Consider the following 23112-nt stretch of genomic DNA (forward strand, 5'->3'; position numbering starts at 1 on the left):
GGTCCACGACGAGGCGATTCGCGATCCGGAGTCGCACTGATGTAATCTCATCGAGCGCCCGCAAGGGAGTGGACGGGCTGTGGCGCAGCTTGGTAGCGCACCTGACTGGGGGTCAGGTGGTCGCAGGTTCAAATCCTGTCAGCCCGACAACACGAAGGCCGTTCCGGAGAAATCCGGAACGGCCTTCGTCGTGTTCGGCCGCAGGTCCGCGTGGTTTTCGCGGACCCGCCGATTGTTAGGCTGAACGCGATCATCACCTCATCCACCCCGTCGGGAGAACTCACCGTGGTCGACCTCGCATATGTCATCGCCGGCATGGAAGCCACCGGCGGCGCCGGACTCCAGGCCGACCTCAAGACCTTCCAGGAACTGGGCGTCTACGGCGTCGGCACCACCACCTGCATCGTGTCCTTCGATCCGAAGAACAACTGGTCCCACCGGTTCGTCCCGATCGCGCCGGAGGTGATCGCCGACCAGATCGAGGCGGCCACCGCGGCCCACGACCTCGACACCGTGAAGATCGGCATGCTCGGCACCCCCGCGACCATCGAGATCGTCGCCGAGGGGCTGCGCGGACAGTCGTGGCGGCATGTCGTGCTGGACCCGGTGCTGATCTGCAAGGGCCAGGAACCCGGTGCCGCGCTGGACACCGACACCGCGCTCCGCGAGCAGATCCTGCCGCTCGCCACTCTGGTGACCCCGAACCTGTTCGAGGCCCGCACGCTGGCCGGGATGGACGTCATCGGCTCGGTCGACGAGCTGATCGAGGCCGCCCGCCGCATCCACGACCTGGGCCCGCGGTACGTCCTCGCCAAGGGCGGGGTGGAGCTGCCCGGCGACGACGCGGTGGACGTGCTCTTCGACGGCGAGGACGTCACGATCCTCACCGCGCCGAAGGTCGGTCGCGAGCGCGTCTCCGGGGCGGGCTGCACGCTCGCCGCCGCCGTCACCGCCGAGCTCGCCAAGGGCGTCGAGGTGTACGACGCGGTGGACTTCGCCAAGGAGTTCGTCACCGCGGGCATCGAGGGCCGGGTCGGCGCGCACACCCCGTTCGACACGGTCTGGCAGGGCGCGTTCGTCGACGCGCTCGCCTGAGCCGGTCGCGAAGCGCCGGCGTCGCCGCTCGGTGCCGGTCTAGGGTCGGCTGATGGACGAGCACCCGACCCTCACCCGCGCGGCCTGTGCGGCCGCGCTCGCCGGCTTCGCGCCGCTCGCGGTGGACCGCACCGGCCACCGGACCGCCGCGGTGGCACTCGCGGTCGTCGATCGCGCCGACGGCCCGGTCCTGCTGCTCACGTTGCGGCCCAGCAGGATGCGTGCGCACCCCGGACAGTTCGCGTTGCCCGGCGGCGGCGTCGATCCCGGTGAGTCGCCCGAGCAGGCGGCGCTGCGGGAGCTGGGTGAGGAACTCGGCATCGTCGCCGCGGAATCGGACGTGCTCGGGGTGCTCGACGACTTCGTCACCCGGTCCGGGTACGTGATCACACCCGTCGTGGTGTGGGTGGGGGAGCCCACGGTGCCGATCACCCCGAACCCGGACGAGGTGGCGCTCGTGTTCGAGGTGACCGCCGCCGAACTCGACGCCGAGCCCGTGATCCGGTCGCTGCCCGGTGAGTCCCGGCCGCTGCTGCGGTGGCCGTTCCGGGGTGAGCAGTTGTTCGCGCCGACCGCGGCGATCATCCACCAGTTCCGGGAGCTCGTCCTGCACGGGCGGCACACCCGGGTCGCCGATCTGGCGCAGCCCGACTTCGCGTCCCGCTGAGGGTTACGGTCGGCAGATGGACCTGAGCACCCCGAAGCCGAGCGACGAGGACCCGCGTGACGGCGCGCCGCCGCCACGGTCCGGCCCGGTGCTGACGCGGGAGGCGTGCGCGGAGCGGCTGCACTCGTTCGAGCGCACGGTCGCCCCGCCGAGCGACACGCGGCGTGCCGCGGTGGCGCTGGCACTGATCACCGGCGATGCCGGAACCCGGCTGCTGCTCACGCGGAGGCCGCCGACGATGCGCGCGCACGCCGGCCAGTTCGCGTTGCCCGGCGGCAGCATCGACCCCGGTGAGTCGGCCGAGCAGGCGGCCGTCCGCGAGCTCGCCGAGGAACTGGGCGTGCAGGCGCAGGCGGGGGATGTGGTCGGCGCCCTCGACGACTACGTCACCCGGTCCGGGTTCGTGATCACCCCGGTCGTGGTGTGGGTGGGGGAGCCGGCCGGGCCGATCACCCCGAACCCGGCCGAGGTCGCCTTCGTGTTCGAGGTGACGATGGCCGAGGTCGACGTCGACGCGGTGCTCGAGGCCGTCACCAATTCGCCCGCCGGTACGCCGCCGATGCTGCGCTGGCCGTTCCGCGGCGGCGCCATGCACGCCCCGACCGGCGCGATCGTCCACCAGTTCCGCGAGGTGGTGCTGCACGGCCGGGCCACCCGGGTGGCCGAGTACTCGCAGCCGGACTTCGCCGCGCGCTGACTTACCCCGGCCCGGCCCGGCCCGGCCCGGCCCGGCCCGGCCCGGCCCGGCCCGGCCCGGCGCGTTCGGCCGTGCCGGCGGCGTGCGCGCTCTACCGTGGCGACATGGGAATCGTCTACTCGACGTTGCAGCGCCTCGACCGGACCGGCGTCGAGCCCGTCGCCTGGCAGGCCCCGAACCCACCCCGGTTCGACACCGCGACGGCACCCACCTTCGAGGCCACCGAGCGCTGGAGCATGCCTGGCGCCAAGGGGCCCGAGGACGTCGCCGTCGACCACGATGGGCGCCTGGTGACCGGAACCGACGACGGCAGGCTGTGGCGCTTCGACGAGCCGGGCCGGGCCACCGTCGTCGCCGACACCGGCGGCCGCCCGCTCGGCATCGAGGTGCTCGACGACGGCCGGTACCTGGTGTGCGACGCGGAGCGGGGCGTGCTGCGGGTCGACGACCGCGGCCGGATCGAGACACTCGCCGACAGCGCGGTGGGCCGACCCCTCGTCGCCTGCAACAACTCGGCGGTCGGGCGGGACGGAATCGTCTACTTCACCGACTCCTCCGCCAAGTACGCCATCGCCGAACACCGCTACGACCTGCTCGAGCACCGCGGAACCGGCAGGCTGATCCGCCTCGACCCGGCGACCGGCGAGACCGACCTGTTGGCCGACGGGCTGCAGTTCGGCAACGGCGTCGGGCTCTCCGCGGACGAGTCCTTCGTGGTGGTCGCGGAGACCGGCGGATACCGGATTCGGCGGGTCGAGCTGACCGGACCGGAGGCCGGCCGAGTCGGTACCTGGGCGGAGAACCTGCCCGGCATCCCGGACAACGTCGCCTCGCAGACCGCCGACGGGATCTTCTGGGTCGCGCTGTACAGCCCGCGGATGCGGCTGCTGGACCTGATGGCCCCGCACCCGGCCCTGCGGCTGCTGGCGGCGAATCTGCCCGAGTGGGCGCAGCCGGAGCCGGAGCAGCGGGCCTGGGTGCTCGGACTCGACGGCAGCGGCGCGATCGTGCACAGCCTGCGGGGCGGGAAGGGCAGCTATTCCCCGGTCACGGGGGTGCGCGAGGCGGACGGCTGGCTCTATCTGGGCAGCCTGACCGCGGACGCGGTCGCCCGCGTTCGAGCCCCCCGGCCCGCCGTGTGACACGCTTGTCCCCGTAGCCGAACGGACGAGGAAGCACGGGGGTCACATGGGCAGCGGAAACCGGCCACCTGAGGTGGCGGACGGCCCGACCGAACCGATCGTGACCGACCGGATCCTGACCGTGCCGAACGTGCTCAGCGTGGTGCGCCTGATCGGCGTGCCGATCTTCGTCTACCTGCTGCTCGTCCCGCACGCGGACGGCTGGGCGCTGGCCATCCTCATGCTCAGCGGGTTCACCGACTGGGCCGACGGCAAGCTCGCCCGGCTGCTCAACCAGACCTCGAAACTGGGCGGCCTGCTCGATCCGCTGGTGGATCGCCTGTACGTCGTCTCGACGCTGATCGCGTTCGCGATGCGCGACATCATCCCCTGGTGGGTCGCGGCGATCCTGATCGGTCGCGACCTGGTGCTGGCGTGCACGCTGCCGATCTACCGGCGCCGTGGACTGCCACCGCCCACCGTGCTCTACCTCGGCAAGGCCGCCACCTTCGCGCTGATGTTCGCGCTGCCGCTCGTGCTGGCGGCGCAGGGGGACTGGGCGTTCGCCCCCTACGGCCGCGCCTGGGGCTACGCGCTGCTGGCGTGGGGGACCGGGCTGTACGTGTGGACCGGACTGCTCTACCTGCTCGCCGCCCGCAACGTCGCGCGGACGGTCCCGCTGGTCCCGCGTCCGGATGCGGCTGCCCGGGATGCCGGCACGCCGGAGGCCGAGTCCCCGTGAACGGAGTCCCGGGAGACGACGAACCGGTCCGCCGCAATCCGGTCCCCTCGCTGTTGCGGGCGTTGATGAACGAGGGCCTCGACCCCGGTTACGCCGCGGCCGCCGAGGACCGGGCGCGAGGACACTCCCTGCACCGTCCGCTGCACGCGGGGACCTGGTGCGTGGCCGGCTGCCTCGCCCTCGGGCTGCTGTTCGGGGTGGCCTACGCGCAGGCCGCCGACCGCGCCCCCGGCGCCGACCAGGTGCGCAGCGAGATCCTCGGCAAGGTCAAGGACGCGGAGGCGCGCGGCGGCGAACTGGCCGCCGCTCGTGACGACCTGGTCACCCGGACGGACGCCCTGCGGGAGCAGGCGCTGGCAGGCGACGCCCAGGGATCGGCGGTACTCGCCAGGCTCGGGGCGCAGGAGCAGGCCGCGGGACTGGACCAGGTGCACGGCCCGGGAATCGTCGTCACCCTCACCGACCCGGCCGCCCGCCCCGACCTGTCCGACCAGTCGCGGCCCGCGGCCCGAGCCAAGCCGGTGATCCTCGACCGCGACCTGCAGGCGGTGGTCAACGCGCTGTGGGCCAGCGGCGCCGAGGCCGTCGCGGTGGGCGGGGTCCGGGTCGGGCCCTCGGTCACGATCCGGCAGGCGGGTGGCGCGATGCTGGTGGACAACCAGCCGGTGCCCTCGCCGTACGTCGTCTCCGCGATCGGTCCGAGTTCCCGGCTGCAGACCGGATTCGTGGTCAGTGACGCCTACCTCCGGATGTCCGGCGTGGCACAGCTTTACGGCGTCGGGTTCTCCGTCGCCGAGAACGACGACATCCGACTGCCCGGCGCGTCAGCCCGGGAGATCCGATCCGCACACGAGTTGGGGGGCCAGTGAAGCCGCTGAAGGTGGTCAAGAACGGATACGCGATTTACGGCGTACTCGCGCTCGTCGCGGGGATCGTTGCGGGCGTGGTGTTTCGGCCGCAGGTGCCCGACGCGGTGCAGCCGTACCTGCCGATCGCCGTGGTCGCCGCGCTCGACGCGGTGTTCGGCGGTCTGCGCGCGTACCTGGACGAGATCTTCGACGCCAAGGTCTTCGTCGTCTCGTTCGTGTTCAACGTGCTCGTCGCCGCGCTCATCGTCTGGCTCGGCGACCAGCTCGGTGTCGGCACGCAGTTGTCCACCGCGATCGTGGTGGTTCTCGGAATCCGGATCTTCGGCAACGCGGCCGCCCTGCGGCGCAGGCTCTTCGGTGCGTGACCGGGCGTGAACGGGTCCGAGGGCAAGCACGAATGGCACACCGAGACAGCGGAGTCCGCGCGCCGGTCCCGGACGGTGTTCGGTCTGCTGGCGGTGCTGTTGATGGCGGCGCTGGGGCTCGCGATCGCCACCCAGGTCCGCGACACCGGTTCGGGTGACACGCTGGACTCGGCGCGGCCGGCCGACCTGCTGGTGGTGCTCGACACCCTGAACCAGCGGGAGGCCTCGTTGCGCCAGGAGGTTGCCGCGCTGGAGGAGACGTTGACCACGTTGCAGCGCAGCGGCGGCGGCTCGGAGGCTGCGCTGGCGGAGGCGAAGTCGCGGCTGACGGCGTTGTCGATTCAGGTCGGTTCGGTCCCCGCGACCGGTCCCGGCGTGGTGCTGACGGTGACCGATCCGAGCCGTGGCGTCGGCCCGGAGGTGCTGCTCGACCTGCTGCAGGAACTGCGCGCGGCGGGCGCGGAGGCCATCGAGGTTCAGGGCGCCGGAGCTGCGCCGATTCGGATCGGGGTCAACTCGTGGGTGACCGGGCAGCCCGGCCGGCTGACGCTCGACGGGACCGAGATCTCGGCGCCCTACCGGGTGACCGCGATCGGTGATCCGCCGACGTTGGCGGCCGCGCTGAACATCCCGGGCGGTGTGGTGGACACGGTGGCCCGCAGCGGTGGTCGCGTCACCGTCGAGCAATCGGAGCAGGTCACGATCTCCGCCTTGCGAGAGACGAAACCGCGCCAATACGCTCAGCCCGGAAACTGAGATCCGGGTTCGACCTGCCGCGACCGCCGCGCGCACCGGATTTGTCATGAAAGGACTTCACGGTGAGTGAACTCGATACGCCGACCGAATTGCTGTACACGGCGGAGCACGAATGGGTACAGCGGACCGGTGCGACCACCGTCCGGATCGGCATCACCGACTTCGCGCAGTCTCAGCTCGGAGACGTGGTCTTCGTGCAGCTGCCCGCCGTCGACGACGCGGTTGTTGCCGGGGAGTCGCTCGGCGAGGTCGAGTCGACGAAGAGCGTCTCCGACATCTACGCTCCCCTGAGCGCGAAAGTCATTGCGGCGAACGCCGATTTGGATGCCAGCCCCGAGCTGGTCAACTCCGCGCCGTACGAACAGGGGTGGTTGGTGGAGTTGGAGGTCGCCGACGAGGCGACTCTCGATTCCGCGCTCGCCGGGATGCTCGACGCGCAGGCGTACCGAGCGGTCTCGGGCGAGTAGATCCGGCCCGCCCCGACCGGCGACTGCCTACGCGGACGGGCTTTCGCAGGGTACGGTCGAGGGGAGCGCATTCGCCGTGTCGGGGCGCAGGTCCGCATCGGTATGTGATTGTGTCTACAGATTTGTTCGGGACCATTCCCGAATCGATCGGACTGAGGAGGAGAAACGGTGAGCGACAACGACAACGACGCGGTCTACGGGGAAACGCCGGCGGAGACCACGTCTGTCTTCCGTGCGGATTTCCTCAGTGAACTGGACGGTGCGACGGCCACCCCGCCAGTCACTGAGGCGCCCGTCTCGGGCGTCGAGGGTCTGCCGGCCGGATCGGCCCTGCTCGTCGTCAAGCGCGGCCCCAACGCGGGCTCCCGGTTTCTGCTCGACCAGCCCACCACCTCGGCAGGTCGGCACCCGGACAGCGACATCTTCCTCGACGACGTCACGGTCAGCCGCCGGCACGCCGAGTTCCGTCAGGACGAGCACGAATTCCAGGTGGTCGACGTCGGAAGCCTCAACGGCACCTACGTCAACCGCGAGCCGGTCGACTCGGCCACTCTCGCCAACGGCGACGAGGTCCAGATCGGCAAGTTCCGGCTCGTCTTCCTGACCGGTCCCCGCGGCGCGGCCGGCGACTCGTCTGCGGGTGCGGGAAGCTGATGACAGCCGTACGGCAGCCTTCCCAGGGCGGCATGTCGATCGGCTCCGTCCTGGATCGGCTCCGTCCGGAATTCCCGGACATCACGATCTCCAAGATCCGCTTCCTCGAGGCGGAGGGCCTGATCAGTCCGGAACGTACACCGTCGGGCTACCGGCGGTTCTCGATCACCGACTGCGAGCGCCTGCGTTTCGTGCTGACCGCGCAGCGTGACCAGTACCTGCCGCTCAAGGTGATCAAGGAACAGCTCGAAGCGATCGACAGCGGTGCCGCGGTGGTCGGGTCCACGGACTCGGCCCCGCGCCGCCCGCGGGCGTTGACGATTGCGCCCGGCGAAGTCTCGCCCGAGGAGTTCCGGCCGCACCGCGAGGTGCGGATCAGCCGGACGGACCTGCTGGCTCGCTCGGGAACGGACGAGGCGTTCCTGGCCGAGCTCGTCCGCAGCGGCCTGGTCGTGCCGGGCGCGGCCGGGTTCTTCGACGAGGACGCGGTCACCCTCGCGCGCACCGCGAAGGCGATGTCCGGTTTCGGCCTCGAGGTGCGGCACCTGCGGGCCTTCAAGCTCGCCGCGGACCGGGAGGCGGGGCTGGTCGCGCAGATCGCCGGACCGGTCGCCAAGGGGCGTGACGCGGGTGCCCGTGACCGCGCCGAGGAGATGGTGCGCGAACTCGCGGCGCTGTCTCTGACACTGCACACCTGCCTGGTGAAGGCGGCGGTGCGCGGCGCGCTGGATCGCTGATCGACTGTCGCGCCAGGCAGTCGAGACGAGAGTCGAATGGTGCGCCCGGTTCGAATAGAATCGACGGTACCGCTTCATGGTTCGGGCGCCTTCACGGTTGGCGTGCAAGGGACGGCAGACGGGAGGCAGACGCGATGAGCGAAATGCGTGTGGTCGGCATTCGTGTTGAGCAGCCACAGAATCAACCCGTCCTGCTGCTGCGGGAGGCGGACGGCGACCGCTACCTCCCGATCTGGATCGGGCAGACCGAGGCGACCGCGATCGTCCTCGAACAACAGGGCGTCGAGCCGGCGCGGCCCCTCACTCACGACCTCATCACCACGCTGATCGGCGCGCTCGGACACACCCTGCGCGAGGTGCGGATCGTGGACCTGCAGGAGGGCACGTTCTATGCCGACCTGGTCTTCGACGAGAACCTGACCGTCTCGGCCCGGCCTTCGGACTCGGTCGCGATCGCGCTGCGTGCGGGCGTGCCGATCTACGCGGAGGAGTCGGTGCTGGCGGAGGCCGGACTGGTGATGCCGGACGAACGCGAGGACGAGGTCGAGAAGTTCAAGGAATTCCTCGAATCGGTGTCGCCGGACGATTTCAAGGCCACCGACGGCTGACCGGATTCGGCCGTCACCTGGCGAAACGGTGAAACTCTCGGGCTAAGGTACAGCTATCTGGGCGTGTTGCGTTGACCGCGGTTACGCCGCGCCTTAGCGTCTGGTCTCAGTGAACACCCACCATGTGATTCATCCGGGCGTACCCTGAGATGAATCCACGGTAGGGATTGTCCGTGCGAGAGGGAGCAGTCAGTGGGAGATCAGCCGAAGGACGCGAATGTCCGCGAGGGCATCAACGCCGAGGTGGTCAGCGCCGAGGACGTTCAGCCCGGCCTGTTTCCTGACGACTCCGTGCCGGACGACCTGGTCGGCTACCGCGTGCCGATCGCGTGCCAGATCGCCGGTATCACCTACCGGCAGCTCGACTACTGGGCGCGGACCTCGCTGGTGGTCCCGTCGATCCGCGGGGCCGCGGGGTCGGGCAGCCAGCGCCTGTACTCGTTCAAGGACATCCTGGTCCTCAAGATCGTCAAGCGCCTGCTCGACACCGGGATCTCGCTGCAGAACATCCGCGTCGCGGTTGACCACCTGCGCAAGCGGGGCGTCGGCGACCTCGCGAAGATCACGCTCTTCTCGGACGGCACGACCGTGTACGAGTGCACCTCCCCGGAGGAGGTCGTCGACCTGCTGCAGGGCGGCCAGGGAGTGTTCGGCATCGCGGTCAGCGGCGCGATGCGCGAACTGACCGGCACCATCGCCGACTTCCCGGCCGAGCGTGCCGACGGCGGCGAGAGCGAGCAGAGTCCCGAGGACGAGCTCGCGTCGCGGCGCAAGAACCGCGCCAACCGCAAGATCGGCTGAACCGGGGCTCGACCTCGGCTTGTCCAACGTGTCGCGCAGCACACCCCGACAGGGGTACCGGCGGCGCGGGCAAGGCTGTTCGTGGCCTAGAATCGCAGGTACGTCGACGCCGCATGGGAGAGTTCCGGAGCACCAGTCCGGACGCCGAAGGAGCAATACCTCCCCGTCAATCTCTCAGGCAACGAGGACCGTGCGGGCTACGACGTCTCTGGAAAGCGGTGGGAGTACCCACCCGCCCACGGGGAAAGGGACCCACACCGTCGGGTCCTGAATCTCTCAGGCGCTCGCGGCGACGAGCAGGCGACAGAGGGGGAGGAAAGCACCGCGCTCGAAACCATCGAGCAGGCGGTGTTCCCTCAGACCCTCCAGCCGCGGGAGTTGCGATGTCCGTCAATGACCAGTCCGACGCCAGAAGTCACGCATTCGTCGATCGCCACATCGGCCCGGACGCGGCCGAACTGCAGCGCATCCTGCACGTCATCGGCGTCGACGCGCTGGACGAGATCGCCGCGAAGGCAGTGCCGTCGAGCATCCTCGACTCCGCGGCGGACGGCATCAGCGACGGCCTCGACGTGCTGCCCGCGCCGGTCTCCGAGCACGAGGTGCTCGCCGAACTGACCGCGCTGGCGCAGCTCAACACCGTGGCCACCTCCATGATCGGCCTCGGGTACTACGACACCCTCACCCCGCCGGTGCTGGTGCGCAACCTCATCGAGAACCCCGCCTGGTACACCGCCTACACGCCGTACCAGCCGGAGATCAGCCAGGGCCGGCTCGAGGCCCTGCTCAACTTCCAGACCATGGTCGCCGACCTCACCGGAATGGAGGTCGCGAACTCGTCGATGCTCGACGAGGCGACCGCCGCCGCCGAGGCGATGACGCTGCTGCGCCGCGCCGGCCGCAGCAAGTCCCCCCGATTCGTCGTCGACACGGATCTGTTCCCGCAGACCAGGGCCGTGATCGAGACCAGGGCCACCCCGCTCGGCATCGAGCTGGTCGAGGCGGATCTGAGCCTCGGGCTGCCCGAGGGCGAGTTCTTCGGTGTCCTCGCCCAGCTGCCCGGTGCGTCCGGCCGCGTCGTGGATCACTCCGCGCTGATCGCCGCCGCACACGAGCGGGGTGCGCTGGTCGCGGTCGGGGCCGACCTGCTGGCGTTGACCCTGCTCACCCCGCCCGGCGAGCAGGGCGCCGACGCCTGCTTCGGCACCACCCAGCGTTTCGGCGTCCCGATGGGCTTCGGCGGTCCGCACGCCGGGTACCTCGCGGTGCACTCGAAGCTGGCCCGGCAGTTGCCCGGCCGACTGGTCGGGGTGTCGGTCGACGCCGACGGCGACAAGGCCTACCGGCTCGCGCTGCAGACCCGTGAACAGCACATTCGCCGTGAGAAGGCGACCTCCAACATCTGTACCGCGCAGGTCCTGCTGGCGGTGGTCGCGGCGATGTACGCCAGCTACCACGGCGCCGAGGGCCTGACCGCCATCGCGCGGCGGGTCAACGGTCACGCCCGCGCGCTGGCGTCCGGGCTGAGCGCGGCGGGTGTGGAGGTCGTGCACGCGCAGTTCTTCGACACCGTGCTCGCCCGGGTGCCCGGTCGCGCCGAGGAGGTCGTCGCGGCGGCCAAGGGCTGGAATGTGAACCTGCGGCAGGTCGACGCCGACCATGTCGGCATCGCGTGCGACGAGGCCACCACGCCCGCGCACCTGGAGTCGGTGCTGGCGGCGTTCGGCGTGCGCGCCGCGGGCGTGGACGCGGCGGCCTCGCTGCCGGCCGAGCTGGCACGCACCTCGAAGTTCCTCGCGCACCCGGCATTCGTCAAGCACCGCACCGAGACCGCGATGATGCGCTACCTGCGGATGCTGGCGGACAAGGACATCGCCTTGGACCGCAGCATGATTCCGCTCGGATCCTGCACCATGAAGCTCAACGCGGCCGCCGAGATGGAGGCCATCACCTGGCCGCAGTTCACCAACCTGCACCCCTTCGCGCCCGTCGACGACGCGCCCGGCATGCTGTCGATCATCACCGATCTGCAGGACTGGCTGGCCGCGATCACCGGCTACGACGCGGTGAGCCTGCAGCCGAACGCCGGCAGCCAGGGCGAGTACGCGGGCCTGCTGGCGATCCGCAACTACCACCTCTCCCGCGGTGACGACCACCGCGACACCTGCCTGATCCCGTCCAGCGCGCACGGCACCAATGCCGCTTCCGCGGTGATGGCCGGGATGCGGGTCGAGGTCGTCGGGTGCCGTCCCAACGGTGACGTCGACCTCGACGACCTGCGGGCCAAGATCGCCGACCACGCCGAGCGGCTGGCCGCGATCATGATCACCTACCCGTCCACGCACGGTGTGTACGAGCACGAGGTCGCCGACATCTGCGCCGCCGTGCACGATGCGGGCGGCCAGGTGTACGTCGACGGCGCCAACCTCAACGCGCTCGTCGGACTGGCCCGGCCGGGGCGATTCGGCGGCGACGTCAGCCACCTGAACCTGCACAAGACGTTCTGCATCCCGCACGGCGGCGGCGGACCGGGCGTCGGCCCGGTCGCGGTGCGCGCACACCTGTCGCAGTTCCTGCCCGGCCACCCGCTGGCCCCGCAGCTCGGCACCGGGCCGACCGTGTCGGCGGCGCCGTACGGCAGCGCCTCGATCCTGCCGATCACGTGGGCCTACATCCGGATGATGGGCGCGGCCGGGCTGCGTCAGGCCTCGCTCACCGCGATCGCATCCGCGAACTACATCGCGCGCCGCCTCGACGAGCACTTCCCGGTGCTCTACACCGGCGAGAACGGGATGGTCGCGCACGAGTGCATCGTGGACCTGCGTCCGATCAGCAAGGACACCGGCGTCACCGTGGACGACGTCGCGAAGCGGTTGGCGGACTACGGTTTCCACGCACCGACCATGAGCTTCCCGGTGGCGGGCACGCTGATGATCGAGCCGACCGAGTCGGAGAACCTCGACGAGATCGACCGGTTCTGCGATGCGATGGTCGCGATCCGCCGCGAGATCGACCGGGTCGGGTCGGGGGAGTGGCCGGTGGACGACAACCCGCTGCGCGGAGCCCCGCACACCGCGGCCTGCCTGGTCGGCGAGTGGGAGCACCCGTACTCGCGTGAGCTCGCGGTGTTCCCGTCCGGCAAGTCCGCCCGCAAGATCTGGCCGCCGGTGCGCCGCATCGACGGGGCCCACGGCGATCGCAACCTGGTCTGCTCCTGCCCGCCGATCGAGGCCTTCAGCAGCTGACCCCCGGTGCGGTGAATCGTGAACCGTCAGCGCGGGTTCACGGTTCACCGCACCACTCGACGGGAAACCCGTTCGCAGTTCGAACGAACCTTGTGTGACCTGTATCGGTCGGAGGACGATGGCTGAGGGTGACTGTGCGCCACCCTCGTCCAGCCAAAGGTGCAGGCAATGTCTTCCACAATCGCACGAGCCCTGGCCGTCACCGCCGTAGTTCTCACCCTCGGCGCGCTCGCAGCTCCGACCGCCTCCGCGGACAAGCGCATCATCGGGAACGGTTCGGTGAACATCTGTTTCGTGGTCCCGCTGCCCGGTTCCGCGGACATCACCTGGTGCCTCTGACCTCGGGTCCGACGCGTCAGGCGAGCAGCTTGCCGATCGCCGCGCCCAGTTCGGCTCCGTCCGAGGACGACACGCTCACCAGCGTGCCGCCCGTCTGATCGGCGAGCTGCCGGAGGGTGGCGCTGTCGGAGTTCTCGCCGATGGTGATCACGTCCACGCGAACGGGCTTGCCGTCGACGGCGGTGTCCTTGATCGACGCGAGCAGCTGCTGTGAGCTGATCGACGTGTCGTCGTTGGGGCCGTCGGTGATCAGCAGCACCGAGTTCGGTCGGTCCGCGACGAAACCCTTCACCGCGGCCGTGTATGCCGCCTCGACCGAGGCGTACGTCGAGGTGGCGGTCGCCGGCCTGAGGCCGCTCAGGGCGGTGTCGAGTGCCTGCCGTCGGGGCTGGCCGCCGACGGACTCGGCGAGAGGTCCGGTCGGGACGGCCACCTTGTAGGCCTTGGCGCCGTCGAGGCCCTTCGAGTACACCCACAGCCCGAGGTTCGAGTCGTCGGGCATGGTGCGGACCTGCGTGGTCAGCGCCGTCGCGGTGTTGCGCAGCCGCGTCGAACTGCCCTCGTTGTCACTCATGGACCCCGAGATGTCCAGCAGCACGGTCGAATTGCGTGGCGTGACCGGGTTCTCGACGACCCTCGTGAGCGACCGCGTCACGTCGGCCGGAGCTGGTGCGAGCACGCTGGGAATCGGCGCGAACCGGACGGCGTCGGTGCCCGCGGGCGCCGTGCCGTCCACCCGGAAGCCCGCTGCGCGCAGGGTCTCGGCCTGCTCCGGCTGGCGAAGGAAGTCGACGAACTGCGCGGCCGCGCGACTGCGGGTCTCGTCCACCCAGCCGGCGGCCAGGATCGCGGCGGGGTGATCGGCGACCGGAGTCGCGCCGGTGAGCACCACCTCGCCGAGCGCCGTGCCGGCGGATGTCGCCGCGTAGACCTGCTGCTCGGTCGCGGGTACCGCGTGCAGCGGGCCGTCGGCCGGTTTCTGCTGTGCAGCCAGGGCTTTGAGGGCGTCGGCGGTGTTTGCGGGGGCCCCGCCCGCGATCGCGGCCGATCCCACGCCCAGCGTCGCCAGCGCCGTCGTCACGGGTGCGGACGCCGCCTGCTCCGCGGTGACCGGGCCGGTGCCCGCGCCGGCGACGTCCGCGGCGACCGCCTCGGCGGCCAGTCCGGTGGCGTCCGAGCCGGCGCCGGTGGGCATTGCCAGGCGCAGTCCACCCCAGCCGGGCAGACCCAGCGGGGGAAGCGAGGCCGGGTCGGACTGCATGCGGGGCAGATCGCGCCAACCGATCGGCCTCGCCGTCAGCGCCATCGCCAGGTGGCGAGCGGCGGCCAGGACCACCGGCGACTCCGCCACCGACTTCGGTTGCCCGTTGACCAGTCCCGGATGGTCGACGAGGGCGCCGACGGACCGGGAACTCTGCGGAATCCACAGTGCCGGGGCGGGGCCGGTCCCGGTCCATTTGCCGCCGCCCGCCTGGAGAGCCGCGGTGGTGGTCGCGGACGGCTCGGCGGTCACCGTCACCGTGATGCAGTGGTCCCGGACGACCGGCGCGGTCTTGTTGTAGCGGTCCGCGAATTCGCCGATCTGTGCGGAAATGTCGGGATCTGCCGTGACGTCGAGGACGGCCTTGCCCTCGACGCAGGTTTGTGCGGCCTGGGTGCCCTGGTCCGAGATGCGGTCGCGCAGTTGGAACCAGCCGAGCGCGGCGAGAACGAGCACGACCACCGTGGCGACCGCGATGATCGGGCCCTTGCTGACTCCTCGGGTGCCCTGACGTCCGCGATGCTGCCCCACGTGCCCTCGTCTCCGTCCTCCGTCGCCGGACCAGTCCCGTCGATCGTGCGGGGTCCGCAGGCGCCCGCGCGAGTTCTCCACCGGCAGTCTACGGATCGGTGCGGACCGGATGCCTCAGGCGACCGCGGGCCCTTGACACGACGACACCGCCGCCCGAGAAGAACCTGTCGGGCGGCGGTGTCGATGCGCGGTGGGGATCAGGCGTTGGCGGCCTTGTACTCCCGGCGACGGCGGTGCAGGATCGGCTCGGTGTAGCCGCTCGGCTGCTTGGCGCCCTCGAGGATCAGCTCCTTGGCGGCCTGCCAGGCGATGTTGGTGTCGAAGTCCGGCGCCATCGGGCGGTAGTCGGCGTCGCCCTCGTTCTGCCGGTCGACCACGGGGGCCATCCGCTCGAGCGCGGCGACGATCTCCGCCTCGGTGACGATGCCGTGACGCAGCCAGTTGGCGAGCAGCTGGCTCGAGATGCGCAGGGTTGCGCGGTCTTCCATGAGTGCGACGTCGTGGATGTCCGGGACCTTGGAGCAGCCGACGCCCGCGTCGATCCAGCGGACGACGTAGCCGAGGATGGACTGGCAGTTGTTGTCCAGCTCCTCGCGCTTCTCGGCGTCGGACCAGTCGGTGCTCGGCGCGAGCGGGATGGTCAGGATGTCGTCGACCGTGGCGCGCGGGGTGCCCTCGAGGGCGTCCTGGACCGCGAACACGTCGACGCGGTGGTAGTGGGTGGCGTGCAGGGTGGCACCGGTGGGCGAGGGCACCCAGGCGGTGTTGGCGCCGGCCTTGGGGTGGCCGATCTTCTGCTCGAGCATGTCCGCCATGAGGTCGGTCATCGCCCACATGCCCTTGCCGATCTGCGCCTTGCCCTGCAGTCCGGCGGCGAGGCCCTTGTCGACGTTCCAGTCCTCGTACGCCGAGATCCAGCGCTGCTTCTTCATCTCGGCCTTGCGCACCATCGCGCCGGCCTCCATGGAGGTGTGGATCTCGTCGCCCGTGCGGTCCAGGAAGCCGGTGTTGATGAACACCACCCGGTCGGACGCCTCCTTGATGCAGGCGGACAGGTTCACCGTGGTGCGGCGCTCCTCGTCCATGATGCCGACCTTGAGGGTGTTCGCGGGCAGGCCGAGGACCTCCTCGACGCGGCCGAACAGCTCGGAGGTGAACGCGACCTCCTCGGGACCGTGCTGCTTGGGCTTGACGATGTAGATCGAGCCGGTGCGGCTGTTGTTCAGGGGCCCGTGATCGGCGTCGATGGTCAGGCCGTGCACGGCACAGAGGCTGGTGACCAGGGCGTCGAGGATACCCTCGGGCACCTCGTTGCCGTCGGCGTCGAGGATCGCCGGGTTGGTCATCAGGTGACCGACGTTGCGGACGAACAGCAGCGAGCGGCCGTGCAGGGCCAGCTCGGAGCCGTCCGCCGCGGTGTACGTGCGGTCGCCGTTGAGCGTGCGGGTGAAGGACTTGCCGCCCTTGCTGATCTCCTCGGCGAGGTCGCCGCGGTTCAGGCCCAGCCAGTTGCGGTAGCCGACGACCTTGTCGTCGGCGTCGACGGCGGCCACGGAGTCCTCGAAGTCCATGATCGTGGTGATCGCGGACTCGAGCACGACGTCCTTGACGCCTGCGGCGTCGGTCGAGCCGATCGGGGACGCGGCGTCGATCTGGATCTCGGCGTGCAATCCGTTGTTGCGCAGCAGGACCGAGGTCGGCGCGTCCTTCTCGCCGAGGTAGCCGACGTACTTCTCCGGCTGCGCGAGCGTAGTGACGGTGCCGTCGGTGAGTTCGACCTTCAGCTCGGCGCCGACGATCGCGTAGCGCTTCGAGTCGGCGTGGCTGCCGGCCGCGAGCGGCGCCGCGGCGTCGAGGAACTCGCGGGCCCACGCGATGACCTTGTCGCCGCGAACCTTGTTGTAGCCCTTGCCCTTCTCCGCGCCGTCGGCCTCGGAGATGGCATCGGTGCCGTAGAGGGCGTCGTACAGCGAGCCCCAGCGGGCGTTGGAGGCGTTGAGCGCGAAGCGGGCGTTGAGCACGGGGACGACCAGCTGCGGGCCGGCGGTGGTGGCGATCTCCGCGTCGACGTTCTGGGTCTGCACGGCGAACGGGGCGGGCTCGGGCAACAGGTAGCCGATCTGCTGCAGGAAGGCCTTGTACTCCGCGGCGTCGAACTTCGGTCCGAGGTGGTCGCGGTGCCAGGCGTCGATCTGCGCCTGCAGGTCGTCGCGCTTGGCGAGCAGCGCCTTGTTCTTGGGGGCGAGGTCCTCGATGACCTTGACGGCGCCGGCCCAGAAAGCGTCGGCGTCTACGCCGGTGCCGGGGAGGGCTTCGGTGTTCACGAAATCGTGGAGCACCTTTGCAACCTGAAGACCACCGACCTGCACGCGTTCAGTCATGAACTGCCTCACTTTTCTGGAGATGCCACATGTAGACGGCACTCATGTTACTCGGGGGTAATCGTCTAGCTGTTTGTCGCGGGTTGCTGGCCAGGTTCAACGGTTTGGTCACCGTGACGATTCCCGGTGTGCAGCGGGCGGCACCTCGACGTGGGTGGTCTTGACGGGTGCGCGCGGGTGCGGTGGAGTTGGATTCATGCAGTTCGCCGGACCGGCAGCGCAGTACGACCGCTTCATGGGGCGCTACACGCCCACGCTCGCGGTCGCGCTCGCCGACGCCGCCGACATCGCATCCGGCAGTCGGGTCTGCGACGTCGGCTGCGGTCCCGGCGGTCTCACCCGGGAACTTGTCACCCGGGTCGGTGCCGCGAACGTCGCCGCCGTCGACCCGGCGCCGCAGTTCGTCGAGGCGTGCCGGGAGCGCAATCCGGGCGCCGACGTCCGGCAGGGCGTGGCCGAACGGCTGCCCTGGGCGGACCGGGAGTTCGACGCCGCCCTCTCGTCGCTGGTGGTCGGCTTCATGAGCGACCCCGTCCGGGGTGTGCGCGAGATGGCCCGTGTGACCCGGCCAGGCGGCACCGTCGCCGCCTGCATGTGGGACATCGCCACGGGCGGGATGACGATGCTGCGGGTGTTCTGGACCGCGGTGCGTGAGGTCGTCCCCGACGCCGCCGGCGAATCCGCGATGGCGGGCACCGCCGACGGCGAGATCGCGGAACTCCTCCGAGGCGCGGGGCTGACCGACGTCGTCGGCGGTGCCCTCACCTCCCACTCGGACTACACCGGATTCGACGACTTCTGGGAGCCGTTCACCTTCGCCGTCGGTCCCGCCGGTCACTACCTGCAGTCAATGCCGGGCGAGGGGCAGGCGAGGGTCCGCGACGCGTGCCGGGCCGCGCTCCCGTCCGGGGCGTTCTCGCTCGACGCCCGAGCCTGGTACGCCCGGGGAACGGTGTCCACGTCCGCGTGAGGTCTCGGCTGTGTCAGTTCGAGGCGGCCGGGCCGATGAAGATGCCCTCGGCCTCGACGGTCACGCCGCCCTCGTCCGACAGGCTGCCGACGACGATCGTCTTGCGGCCCTCGTTGCGGTCGATCCGGGCCTCGGCGCGCAGCGGACCGAGCGGGGTGCCGCGGCGGTAACGCAGGGTGAGCGTGCCGGTGAAGCGGGGTTCGACGGAGCTGGCGGTGGTGCCGAGCAGGTGGTCGAGCACCAGCGCGCAGACGCCGCCGTGGACCAGGCCCGGCGGGCCCTCGTAGGCGGCTCCGAGGGTGACCTCCGTCCAGTGCAGGCCGGAGGCGTCGGACTCGATGACGAGTGGGGGAGCGATGGCGTTCCGCAGCCCGATCCCGGCGTTGCCCCAGGCGATCGACTTGCCGTCGGCGGTGAACCGCATCCCGAACGCGCCGTCGATCTGCTTGGTGCGCAGCTTCGCGGCCGCGGCGGCGACGGTGGCGTGCACGTCGCGGATCACCGCTTCGTCCACCTCGGTGCGGATGGTGGCGTCGACGAGGTCGCGGACCGCATCCGTGAGCGGGCCGTACAGTGCCCGGCGCCGGTCGAGCTCGGTGGTGTCGATGTCTTCTCGGGTGAACTTCACCGTGTGATGGTGCCGGATCGCGAGCCGTTGCCGCGCGTGAATCCCGGGCGACTGCGGATGTGGCGTGTTTCTTCAAGAGCGAAGGGATGATCGCGGAATAGCGTCAGCGCCATGACGACCACGAACGAGACCGTACGACTGGCCATGGTGACGATCGACTGCGATGACGCCTCCGCGCTGGCCGCGTTCTACGCCGAACTGCTGGGTTGGTCCGTCGTTCACGACGACGGGGCAACGGCGATGATCGCGGACGGAGCCGGACCGTCTCTCGGGTTCGGACACGTCGACGGCTACACCCGACCTGAGTGGCCGGACACCCAGGGCCGCAAGCAGTTCCATCTCGATCTCGACGTCGAGGACATCGGCGGGGCGGAGCGGCGCGCTCTGACAATCGGTGCAGTGCGACCGGAGTTCCAGCCGGGCGGGGACAAGTGGCGTGTGCTGCTCGACCCGGCCGGACATCCGTTCTGCCTCGCGGTGTGGGGCGGGTAGCTCCAGCTCCAACGGACCCTGGAGCCACCGGAGGCTCGAGTTCGGACCCTGGCCTCGTGTCAGGCCGGGGCGAGCAGCGTGCGGCAGCGTGCGAGCAACTCGGCGCGCAGCGGGGCGGCCCGCTCGGCGAGCGCGGACTGCGCGCGCACGTAGTCGGCCCGCCCGGTCGCGGTCTCGATCGGGACCGGGTCGTACCCGAGCGCCGCCAGGTCGTAGGGGCTCGCGCGCATGTCCAGCTCGCGGGCGTCGATCGCCAGCCCGAAGCAGCGCATCAGCAGGTCCGAGTCGATCAGCGGCACCAACTTGTAGGACCACTTGTACAGGTCCATGCCGGCGTGCAGGCAGCCCGGTTGTTCGCGCGCGGCCTGATCCTCGCGCCGCAGCTCGGCCTCGTTGCGGCCCACCGCGTCCGCGGTGAAGAACCGGAACGCGTCGTAGTGCGTGCAGCGGAGGTTCATCGACTCGACGACCGCGTCGGTGCCGTCCGGCCCGAGCCGCAGCGGGGTGCCCGAATGCCGGACCGCCTGCTCGCCGCCGCGGTAGACCATCGCCCACTCGTGCAGGCCGAAGCAGCCGAGCTGGGCCGGCCGGGCCGCGGTGCCCGCGAGCAGCCGCTCGGTGAACTCGAGCATCGTGCGGCGTTGGGTGAGCAGCCCCGGATCGGCCTCGGCGTCGTCGCCGCACCGGTGATACCCCGAGTAGTCCCAGTACTCGCGTGCCGCGGTCCCGGTCAGCCGCACCCCGAATCCGGGATGCCAGCGTCGCAGTTGGGCCGGGCGAAGGCTGTAGTAGGTGAACAGGAAGTCGATCACCGGGTGCTTCTCGCCGCGCGTCTGGCGCGACAGGTGCGGGCCGATCAGCGCGTCGACCCGATCTCGGTGCGCGTCCCGGCGGGCGGTCCACTCGTCCTGCGCGAGCACGAGTGGACCGCCCGTGGCGGTCTCGTCCGTGACCGTCACGGTGTCCGCTGACCCGGCACCGCGTCGTCGACACGGTGGGTCGCGTCCCGCACGGTCCCGACGAACTCCTCGACGAGGTCCTCGAGTGCGACGATGCCGACGGTGGTGCCGTCGGCGTCGACCACCGCGCCGAGGTGACTGCTCGCCCGCCGCAGCATGGACAGTGCCTCCTCGAGGGGCATCTGCATCTCCAGCTGCGGCAGCGGTCGCACATCCGAGCGGGGGATCATCGTGTCCGGTCCCGCGGACTCGTCGAGCACCTCGTCGAGCACGTCCTTGAGGTGCAGGTAGCCGACGATGGTGCCGTCCGCCAGCCGCGCCGGGTAGCGCGAGTAGCCGGTCTCGGCGACCGCTCGCTCGACGGCGCCGAGGGTGGTGCCGTCGTCGGTCAGCGGCACGGTGTGCACCTTCGCCAGCGGGATCGACACGTCCGCGACCGTGAGATCGGTGGTGTGCAGTGCCTGGGTGAGGCGGCGGTGCTCCTCCTCGTCGATCAGTCCCTCCGAACGGGACTCGCCGATCATCTCCGCAAGTTCCAGCTCGGACACGGTCGTGTCGAGTTCGTCCTTCGGTTCCACGCGCAGCAGCCGCAGCGTCGAGTTCGCGCACCAGTTGTAGAACGCGATCAACGGCTTGGCCAGCCTGATGAACCCGAGGTGGATGGGCACCAGCAGCATCGCGCTGCGTTCCGGACCGGCGATGGCGATGTTCTTCGGGACCATCTCGCCGAGCAGGATGTGCAGCACCACCACCAGTGCGAGCGCGATGGTGAACGCGATCGGGTGCAGCAGCGAGTCTGGCACCCCGAACAGGTCGAGGGGCTTCTCGATCAGGTGCGCGATCGCCGGTTCGCCGACGCGACCGAGCAGGATCGAACAGATCGTGATGCCGAGCTGCGCGCCCGCCAGCATCAGCGACAGGTGTTCGCCGGCGCGGATGACGGTCCGGGCGCGCTTCTTCCCCTGTGCCTCGAGCGCCTCGAGGCGGTCGCGGCGCGCAGAGATCAGTGCGAATTCGGCGGCCACGAAGAACGCGTTGCCCGCCAGCAGCAGCACCGCGAGCAGGACGGCGAAGAGGTCACTCATGTGCGGCCTCCTCGGCGTCGGTCGACTCGGCGGCCCCGTGCCTGCTGATCTGCTCGGCCGGGACCGGCGTCAGCGACACGCGGTCGATGCGCCTGCCGTCCATGTCGGTGACGCGCGCGATCCAGCCGCCGTGCGCGTCCGGCCGGCCGTCGCCGGCGGGATTCGGCAGCACGACCTCGTCGCCGACCTCGGGGATCCGGCCCAGGTGTGCCAGGACCAGGCCGCCGAGGGTGTCGTACTCGCCCTCCGGCGCGGCGTATCCGGTTGCGCGGCTGACCTCGTCGGTGCGTAGCAGGCCGGAGCAGATCCAGCTGTCGCCGCTGCGCTGGACGTCGATCTCCGGGTCGTCGTGCTCGTCGCGGACGTCGCCGACGATCTCCTCGATCAGGTCCTCCATGCTCACCATGCCCGCGGTGCCGCCGTACTCGTCGACGACGAGCGCAACCTGCATGCCGTCGGCGCGGACCTGCTCCATCACCGCGTCGCCGTCCAGGCTGGACGGGACGACGGGCACCTTCTGCGCCAGCGTGATCAGCGGAGTGGTCGCGCGGCCCGCGGTCGGCACGACGAATGCCTGCTTGATGTGCACCACGCCGACCGTGTCGTCCAGGTCGCCGTCGACGACCGGGAACCGGGAGAACCCGGTGCGGGATGCGGCGTCGATGAGGTCCGCCACCGTGTCGCGGATTTCGAGGGTCTCGATCTTGACTCGGGGCGTCATCAGCTCCTCCGCGCTGCGCTCGCCGAACCGCAGCGAGCGGTCCACCAGCAGTGCGGTGGCGGGGTCGAGGGCGCCGCGCCGGGCGCTGTTCCGGACCAGCGACCCCAGCTCCTGCGGGGACCGTGCGGACCGCAGCTCCTCGGCGGGTTCGATGCCGAGCCTGCGGACCACCCAGTTGGCGGTTCCGTTGAGCCCGTTGATCGCCCACTTGAACACCGTGGAGAAGCCGGCCATCGCGCCTGCCGTGAACCGGGCCGTGCCCAGCGGGTGCGCGATCGCCAGGTTCTTCGGGACGAGCTCGCCGAACACCATCGACAGCGACGTCGCGATGATCAGCGCGGCGGCGAGCGAGATGCCCGCGGCGACCGACTCGCCGACGTTCATCGCGGTCAGGACGGGGGTGATGAACCGGGCCAGCACCGGCTCTGCGATGTAGCCGGTGATCAGCGTGGTGATCGTGATGCCCAGCTGCGCGCCCGAGAGCTGGAAGGACAGCGTGCGGTGGGCGTGCTGGACCTGCCGGGAACGCCGGTCACCGTCGCGAGCGTGCGCGTCGACGGTGCTGCGTTCGAGTGCGGTCAGAGCGAACTCGGCCGCGACGAAGAGGGCGGTGCCCGCGGTCAGGGCCAGGAAGCCGAGGAGGCTCACGACGGTCAGTGCGATCTGCATCGTCTATCGCCCCCGGCTCGGGGTTCGAGATGGGATGGGGTGGAATTCGTGTGGAGCGCCGCCGGGTTTGTCGCCCGGCTCGGTAGAGGAGCCCTCCGATGCGGAAGCCCCGTCGCCGGTCTCGGCGTCGCCGGAATGCGCGGAGCCGGCGGGCTCCAGAGTGGGTGCCTCAGGCACCTTGTTCCTTCCTGTCGTGCCCGGTGGAGACGGATCGGTTGACCCGTCCCGGCCGCTCCGAGCGCTTCGGTTCGT

General features: G+C 70.5%; 23 protein-coding genes, 1 tRNA gene and 1 riboswitch. Of the genes, 18 read left to right on the forward strand and 6 right to left on the reverse strand.

Annotation, left to right across the window (positions count from 1 at the left end):
* Positions 1 to 73 precede the first annotated feature (73 nt).
* The 16 genes from ACFXGJ_RS14515 to ACFXGJ_RS14590 all read left to right on the forward strand — a co-directional run bounded on the left by ACFXGJ_RS14515 (position 74) and on the right by ACFXGJ_RS14590 (position 13163).
* A tRNA-Pro gene (locus ACFXGJ_RS14515) sits at positions 74 to 147 on the forward strand.
* Between the two features lie 138 nt (positions 148 to 285).
* A complete protein-coding gene (gene thiD, locus ACFXGJ_RS14520) occupies positions 286 to 1095 on the forward strand; it encodes a bifunctional hydroxymethylpyrimidine kinase/phosphomethylpyrimidine kinase (protein WP_378620905.1) in 810 nt (269 codons plus the stop codon).
* A 52-nt stretch (positions 1096 to 1147) separates the two neighbouring features.
* Entirely contained in the window at positions 1148 to 1762 is a 615-nt protein-coding gene (locus ACFXGJ_RS14525) for an NUDIX hydrolase (protein WP_378620908.1), read from the forward strand.
* A 16-nt stretch (positions 1763 to 1778) separates the two neighbouring features.
* Complete coding sequence (locus ACFXGJ_RS14530) at positions 1779 to 2459, forward strand: NUDIX hydrolase (RefSeq protein WP_378620910.1); 681 nt, start codon at positions 1779 to 1781, stop codon at positions 2457 to 2459.
* Between the two features lie 104 nt (positions 2460 to 2563).
* Positions 2564 to 3601: an SMP-30/gluconolactonase/LRE family protein gene (locus ACFXGJ_RS14535; protein ID WP_378620913.1), complete on the forward strand. Its 1038-nt coding sequence runs from the start codon at positions 2564 to 2566 to the stop codon at positions 3599 to 3601.
* 46 nt (positions 3602 to 3647) lie between these two features.
* Positions 3648 to 4322, forward strand: coding sequence for a CDP-alcohol phosphatidyltransferase family protein (locus ACFXGJ_RS14540; protein WP_378620916.1), 675 nt, complete (start codon positions 3648 to 3650; stop codon positions 4320 to 4322).
* Positions 4323 to 4387: 65 nt separating this feature from the next.
* Positions 4388 to 5191: a DUF881 domain-containing protein gene (locus ACFXGJ_RS14545; protein ID WP_378620966.1), complete on the forward strand. Its 804-nt coding sequence runs from the start codon at positions 4388 to 4390 to the stop codon at positions 5189 to 5191.
* A 5-nt stretch (positions 5192 to 5196) separates the two neighbouring features.
* Positions 5197 to 5556 carry a small basic family protein gene (locus ACFXGJ_RS14550; RefSeq protein WP_378428212.1) on the forward strand — a complete coding sequence of 120 codons (360 nt, stop codon included), beginning with the start codon at positions 5197 to 5199 and terminating at the stop codon, positions 5554 to 5556.
* A gap of 6 nt (positions 5557 to 5562) precedes the next feature.
* Positions 5563 to 6312: a DUF881 domain-containing protein gene (locus tag ACFXGJ_RS14555; protein WP_378620919.1), complete on the forward strand. Its 750-nt coding sequence runs from the start codon at positions 5563 to 5565 to the stop codon at positions 6310 to 6312.
* A gap of 62 nt (positions 6313 to 6374) precedes the next feature.
* Positions 6375 to 6779, forward strand: a complete 405-nt coding sequence (gcvH, locus tag ACFXGJ_RS14560; protein ID WP_378620922.1) for a glycine cleavage system protein GcvH — start codon at positions 6375 to 6377, stop codon at positions 6777 to 6779.
* A gap of 168 nt (positions 6780 to 6947) precedes the next feature.
* Entirely contained in the window at positions 6948 to 7433 is a 486-nt protein-coding gene (garA, locus tag ACFXGJ_RS14565) for a glycogen accumulation regulator GarA (RefSeq protein WP_378620925.1), read from the forward strand.
* Complete coding sequence (locus tag ACFXGJ_RS14570) at positions 7433 to 8170, forward strand: MerR family transcriptional regulator (protein WP_378620927.1); 738 nt, start codon at positions 7433 to 7435, stop codon at positions 8168 to 8170. The genes garA and ACFXGJ_RS14570 overlap by 1 nt, the downstream gene beginning before the upstream one ends.
* A gap of 134 nt (positions 8171 to 8304) precedes the next feature.
* A complete protein-coding gene (locus ACFXGJ_RS14575; RefSeq protein ID WP_378428167.1) occupies positions 8305 to 8778 on the forward strand; it encodes a bifunctional nuclease family protein in 474 nt (157 codons plus the stop codon).
* A 192-nt stretch (positions 8779 to 8970) separates the two neighbouring features.
* Positions 8971 to 9579, forward strand: a complete 609-nt coding sequence (locus tag ACFXGJ_RS14580; protein ID WP_378620929.1) for a MerR family transcriptional regulator — start codon at positions 8971 to 8973, stop codon at positions 9577 to 9579.
* Positions 9580 to 9683: 104 nt separating this feature from the next.
* A riboswitch (glycine riboswitch) is annotated at positions 9684 to 9780 on the forward strand.
* Between the two features lie 182 nt (positions 9781 to 9962).
* Entirely contained in the window at positions 9963 to 12824 is a 2862-nt protein-coding gene (gene gcvP, locus ACFXGJ_RS14585) for an aminomethyl-transferring glycine dehydrogenase (protein WP_378620931.1), read from the forward strand.
* A 168-nt stretch (positions 12825 to 12992) separates the two neighbouring features.
* Positions 12993 to 13163, forward strand: coding sequence for a hypothetical protein (locus ACFXGJ_RS14590; RefSeq protein WP_378620933.1), 171 nt, complete (start codon positions 12993 to 12995; stop codon positions 13161 to 13163).
* A 16-nt stretch (positions 13164 to 13179) separates the two neighbouring features.
* Here ACFXGJ_RS14590 and ACFXGJ_RS14595 read toward each other — a convergent pair whose 3' ends face one another.
* Positions 13180 to 14955, reverse strand: a complete 1776-nt coding sequence (locus ACFXGJ_RS14595; protein ID WP_378620935.1) for a substrate-binding domain-containing protein — start codon at positions 14953 to 14955, stop codon at positions 13180 to 13182.
* Positions 14956 to 15152: 197 nt separating this feature from the next.
* Complete coding sequence (locus ACFXGJ_RS14600) at positions 15153 to 17336, reverse strand: malate synthase G (protein WP_378620937.1); 2184 nt, start codon at positions 17334 to 17336, stop codon at positions 15153 to 15155.
* Positions 17337 to 17532: 196 nt separating this feature from the next.
* Here ACFXGJ_RS14600 and ACFXGJ_RS14605 point away from each other — a divergent pair, with 196 nt between their 5' ends.
* Positions 17533 to 18306, forward strand: a complete 774-nt coding sequence (locus ACFXGJ_RS14605; protein ID WP_378620939.1) for a class I SAM-dependent methyltransferase — start codon at positions 17533 to 17535, stop codon at positions 18304 to 18306.
* Between the two features lie 13 nt (positions 18307 to 18319).
* On the opposite strand, the gene ACFXGJ_RS14610 is transcribed toward ACFXGJ_RS14605, so the two are convergent.
* Positions 18320 to 18934, reverse strand: coding sequence for a PaaI family thioesterase (locus tag ACFXGJ_RS14610; protein ID WP_378620941.1), 615 nt, complete (start codon positions 18932 to 18934; stop codon positions 18320 to 18322).
* A 111-nt stretch (positions 18935 to 19045) separates the two neighbouring features.
* Between ACFXGJ_RS14610 and ACFXGJ_RS14615 the strand changes: the two genes are divergently transcribed.
* The gene (locus ACFXGJ_RS14615; protein ID WP_378620943.1) at positions 19046 to 19426 is read left to right on the forward strand and encodes a VOC family protein; all 381 of its coding nucleotides are present in this window, start codon (positions 19046 to 19048) and stop codon (positions 19424 to 19426) included.
* A gap of 59 nt (positions 19427 to 19485) precedes the next feature.
* Here ACFXGJ_RS14615 and ACFXGJ_RS14620 read toward each other — a convergent pair whose 3' ends face one another.
* From ACFXGJ_RS14620 to ACFXGJ_RS14630, 3 genes are read right to left on the reverse strand one after another with little or no spacing between them, the layout of a single operon-like run.
* A complete protein-coding gene (locus ACFXGJ_RS14620) occupies positions 19486 to 20385 on the reverse strand; it encodes a 3-methyladenine DNA glycosylase (RefSeq protein ID WP_378620945.1) in 900 nt (299 codons plus the stop codon).
* Positions 20382 to 21470 carry a hemolysin family protein gene (locus ACFXGJ_RS14625; protein ID WP_378620947.1) on the reverse strand — a complete coding sequence of 363 codons (1089 nt, stop codon included), beginning with the start codon at positions 21468 to 21470 and terminating at the stop codon, positions 20382 to 20384. The genes ACFXGJ_RS14620 and ACFXGJ_RS14625 overlap by 4 nt, the downstream gene beginning before the upstream one ends.
* Positions 21463 to 22860, reverse strand: coding sequence for a hemolysin family protein (locus ACFXGJ_RS14630; protein WP_378620949.1), 1398 nt, complete (start codon positions 22858 to 22860; stop codon positions 21463 to 21465). The genes ACFXGJ_RS14625 and ACFXGJ_RS14630 overlap by 8 nt, the downstream gene beginning before the upstream one ends.
* Positions 22861 to 23112 lie beyond the last annotated feature (252 nt).

Origin of the sequence: Rhodococcus sp. NPDC059234, assembly GCF_042754225.1 — a bacterium.
Classification (GTDB): domain Bacteria; phylum Actinomycetota; class Actinomycetes; order Mycobacteriales; family Mycobacteriaceae; genus Rhodococcus_G.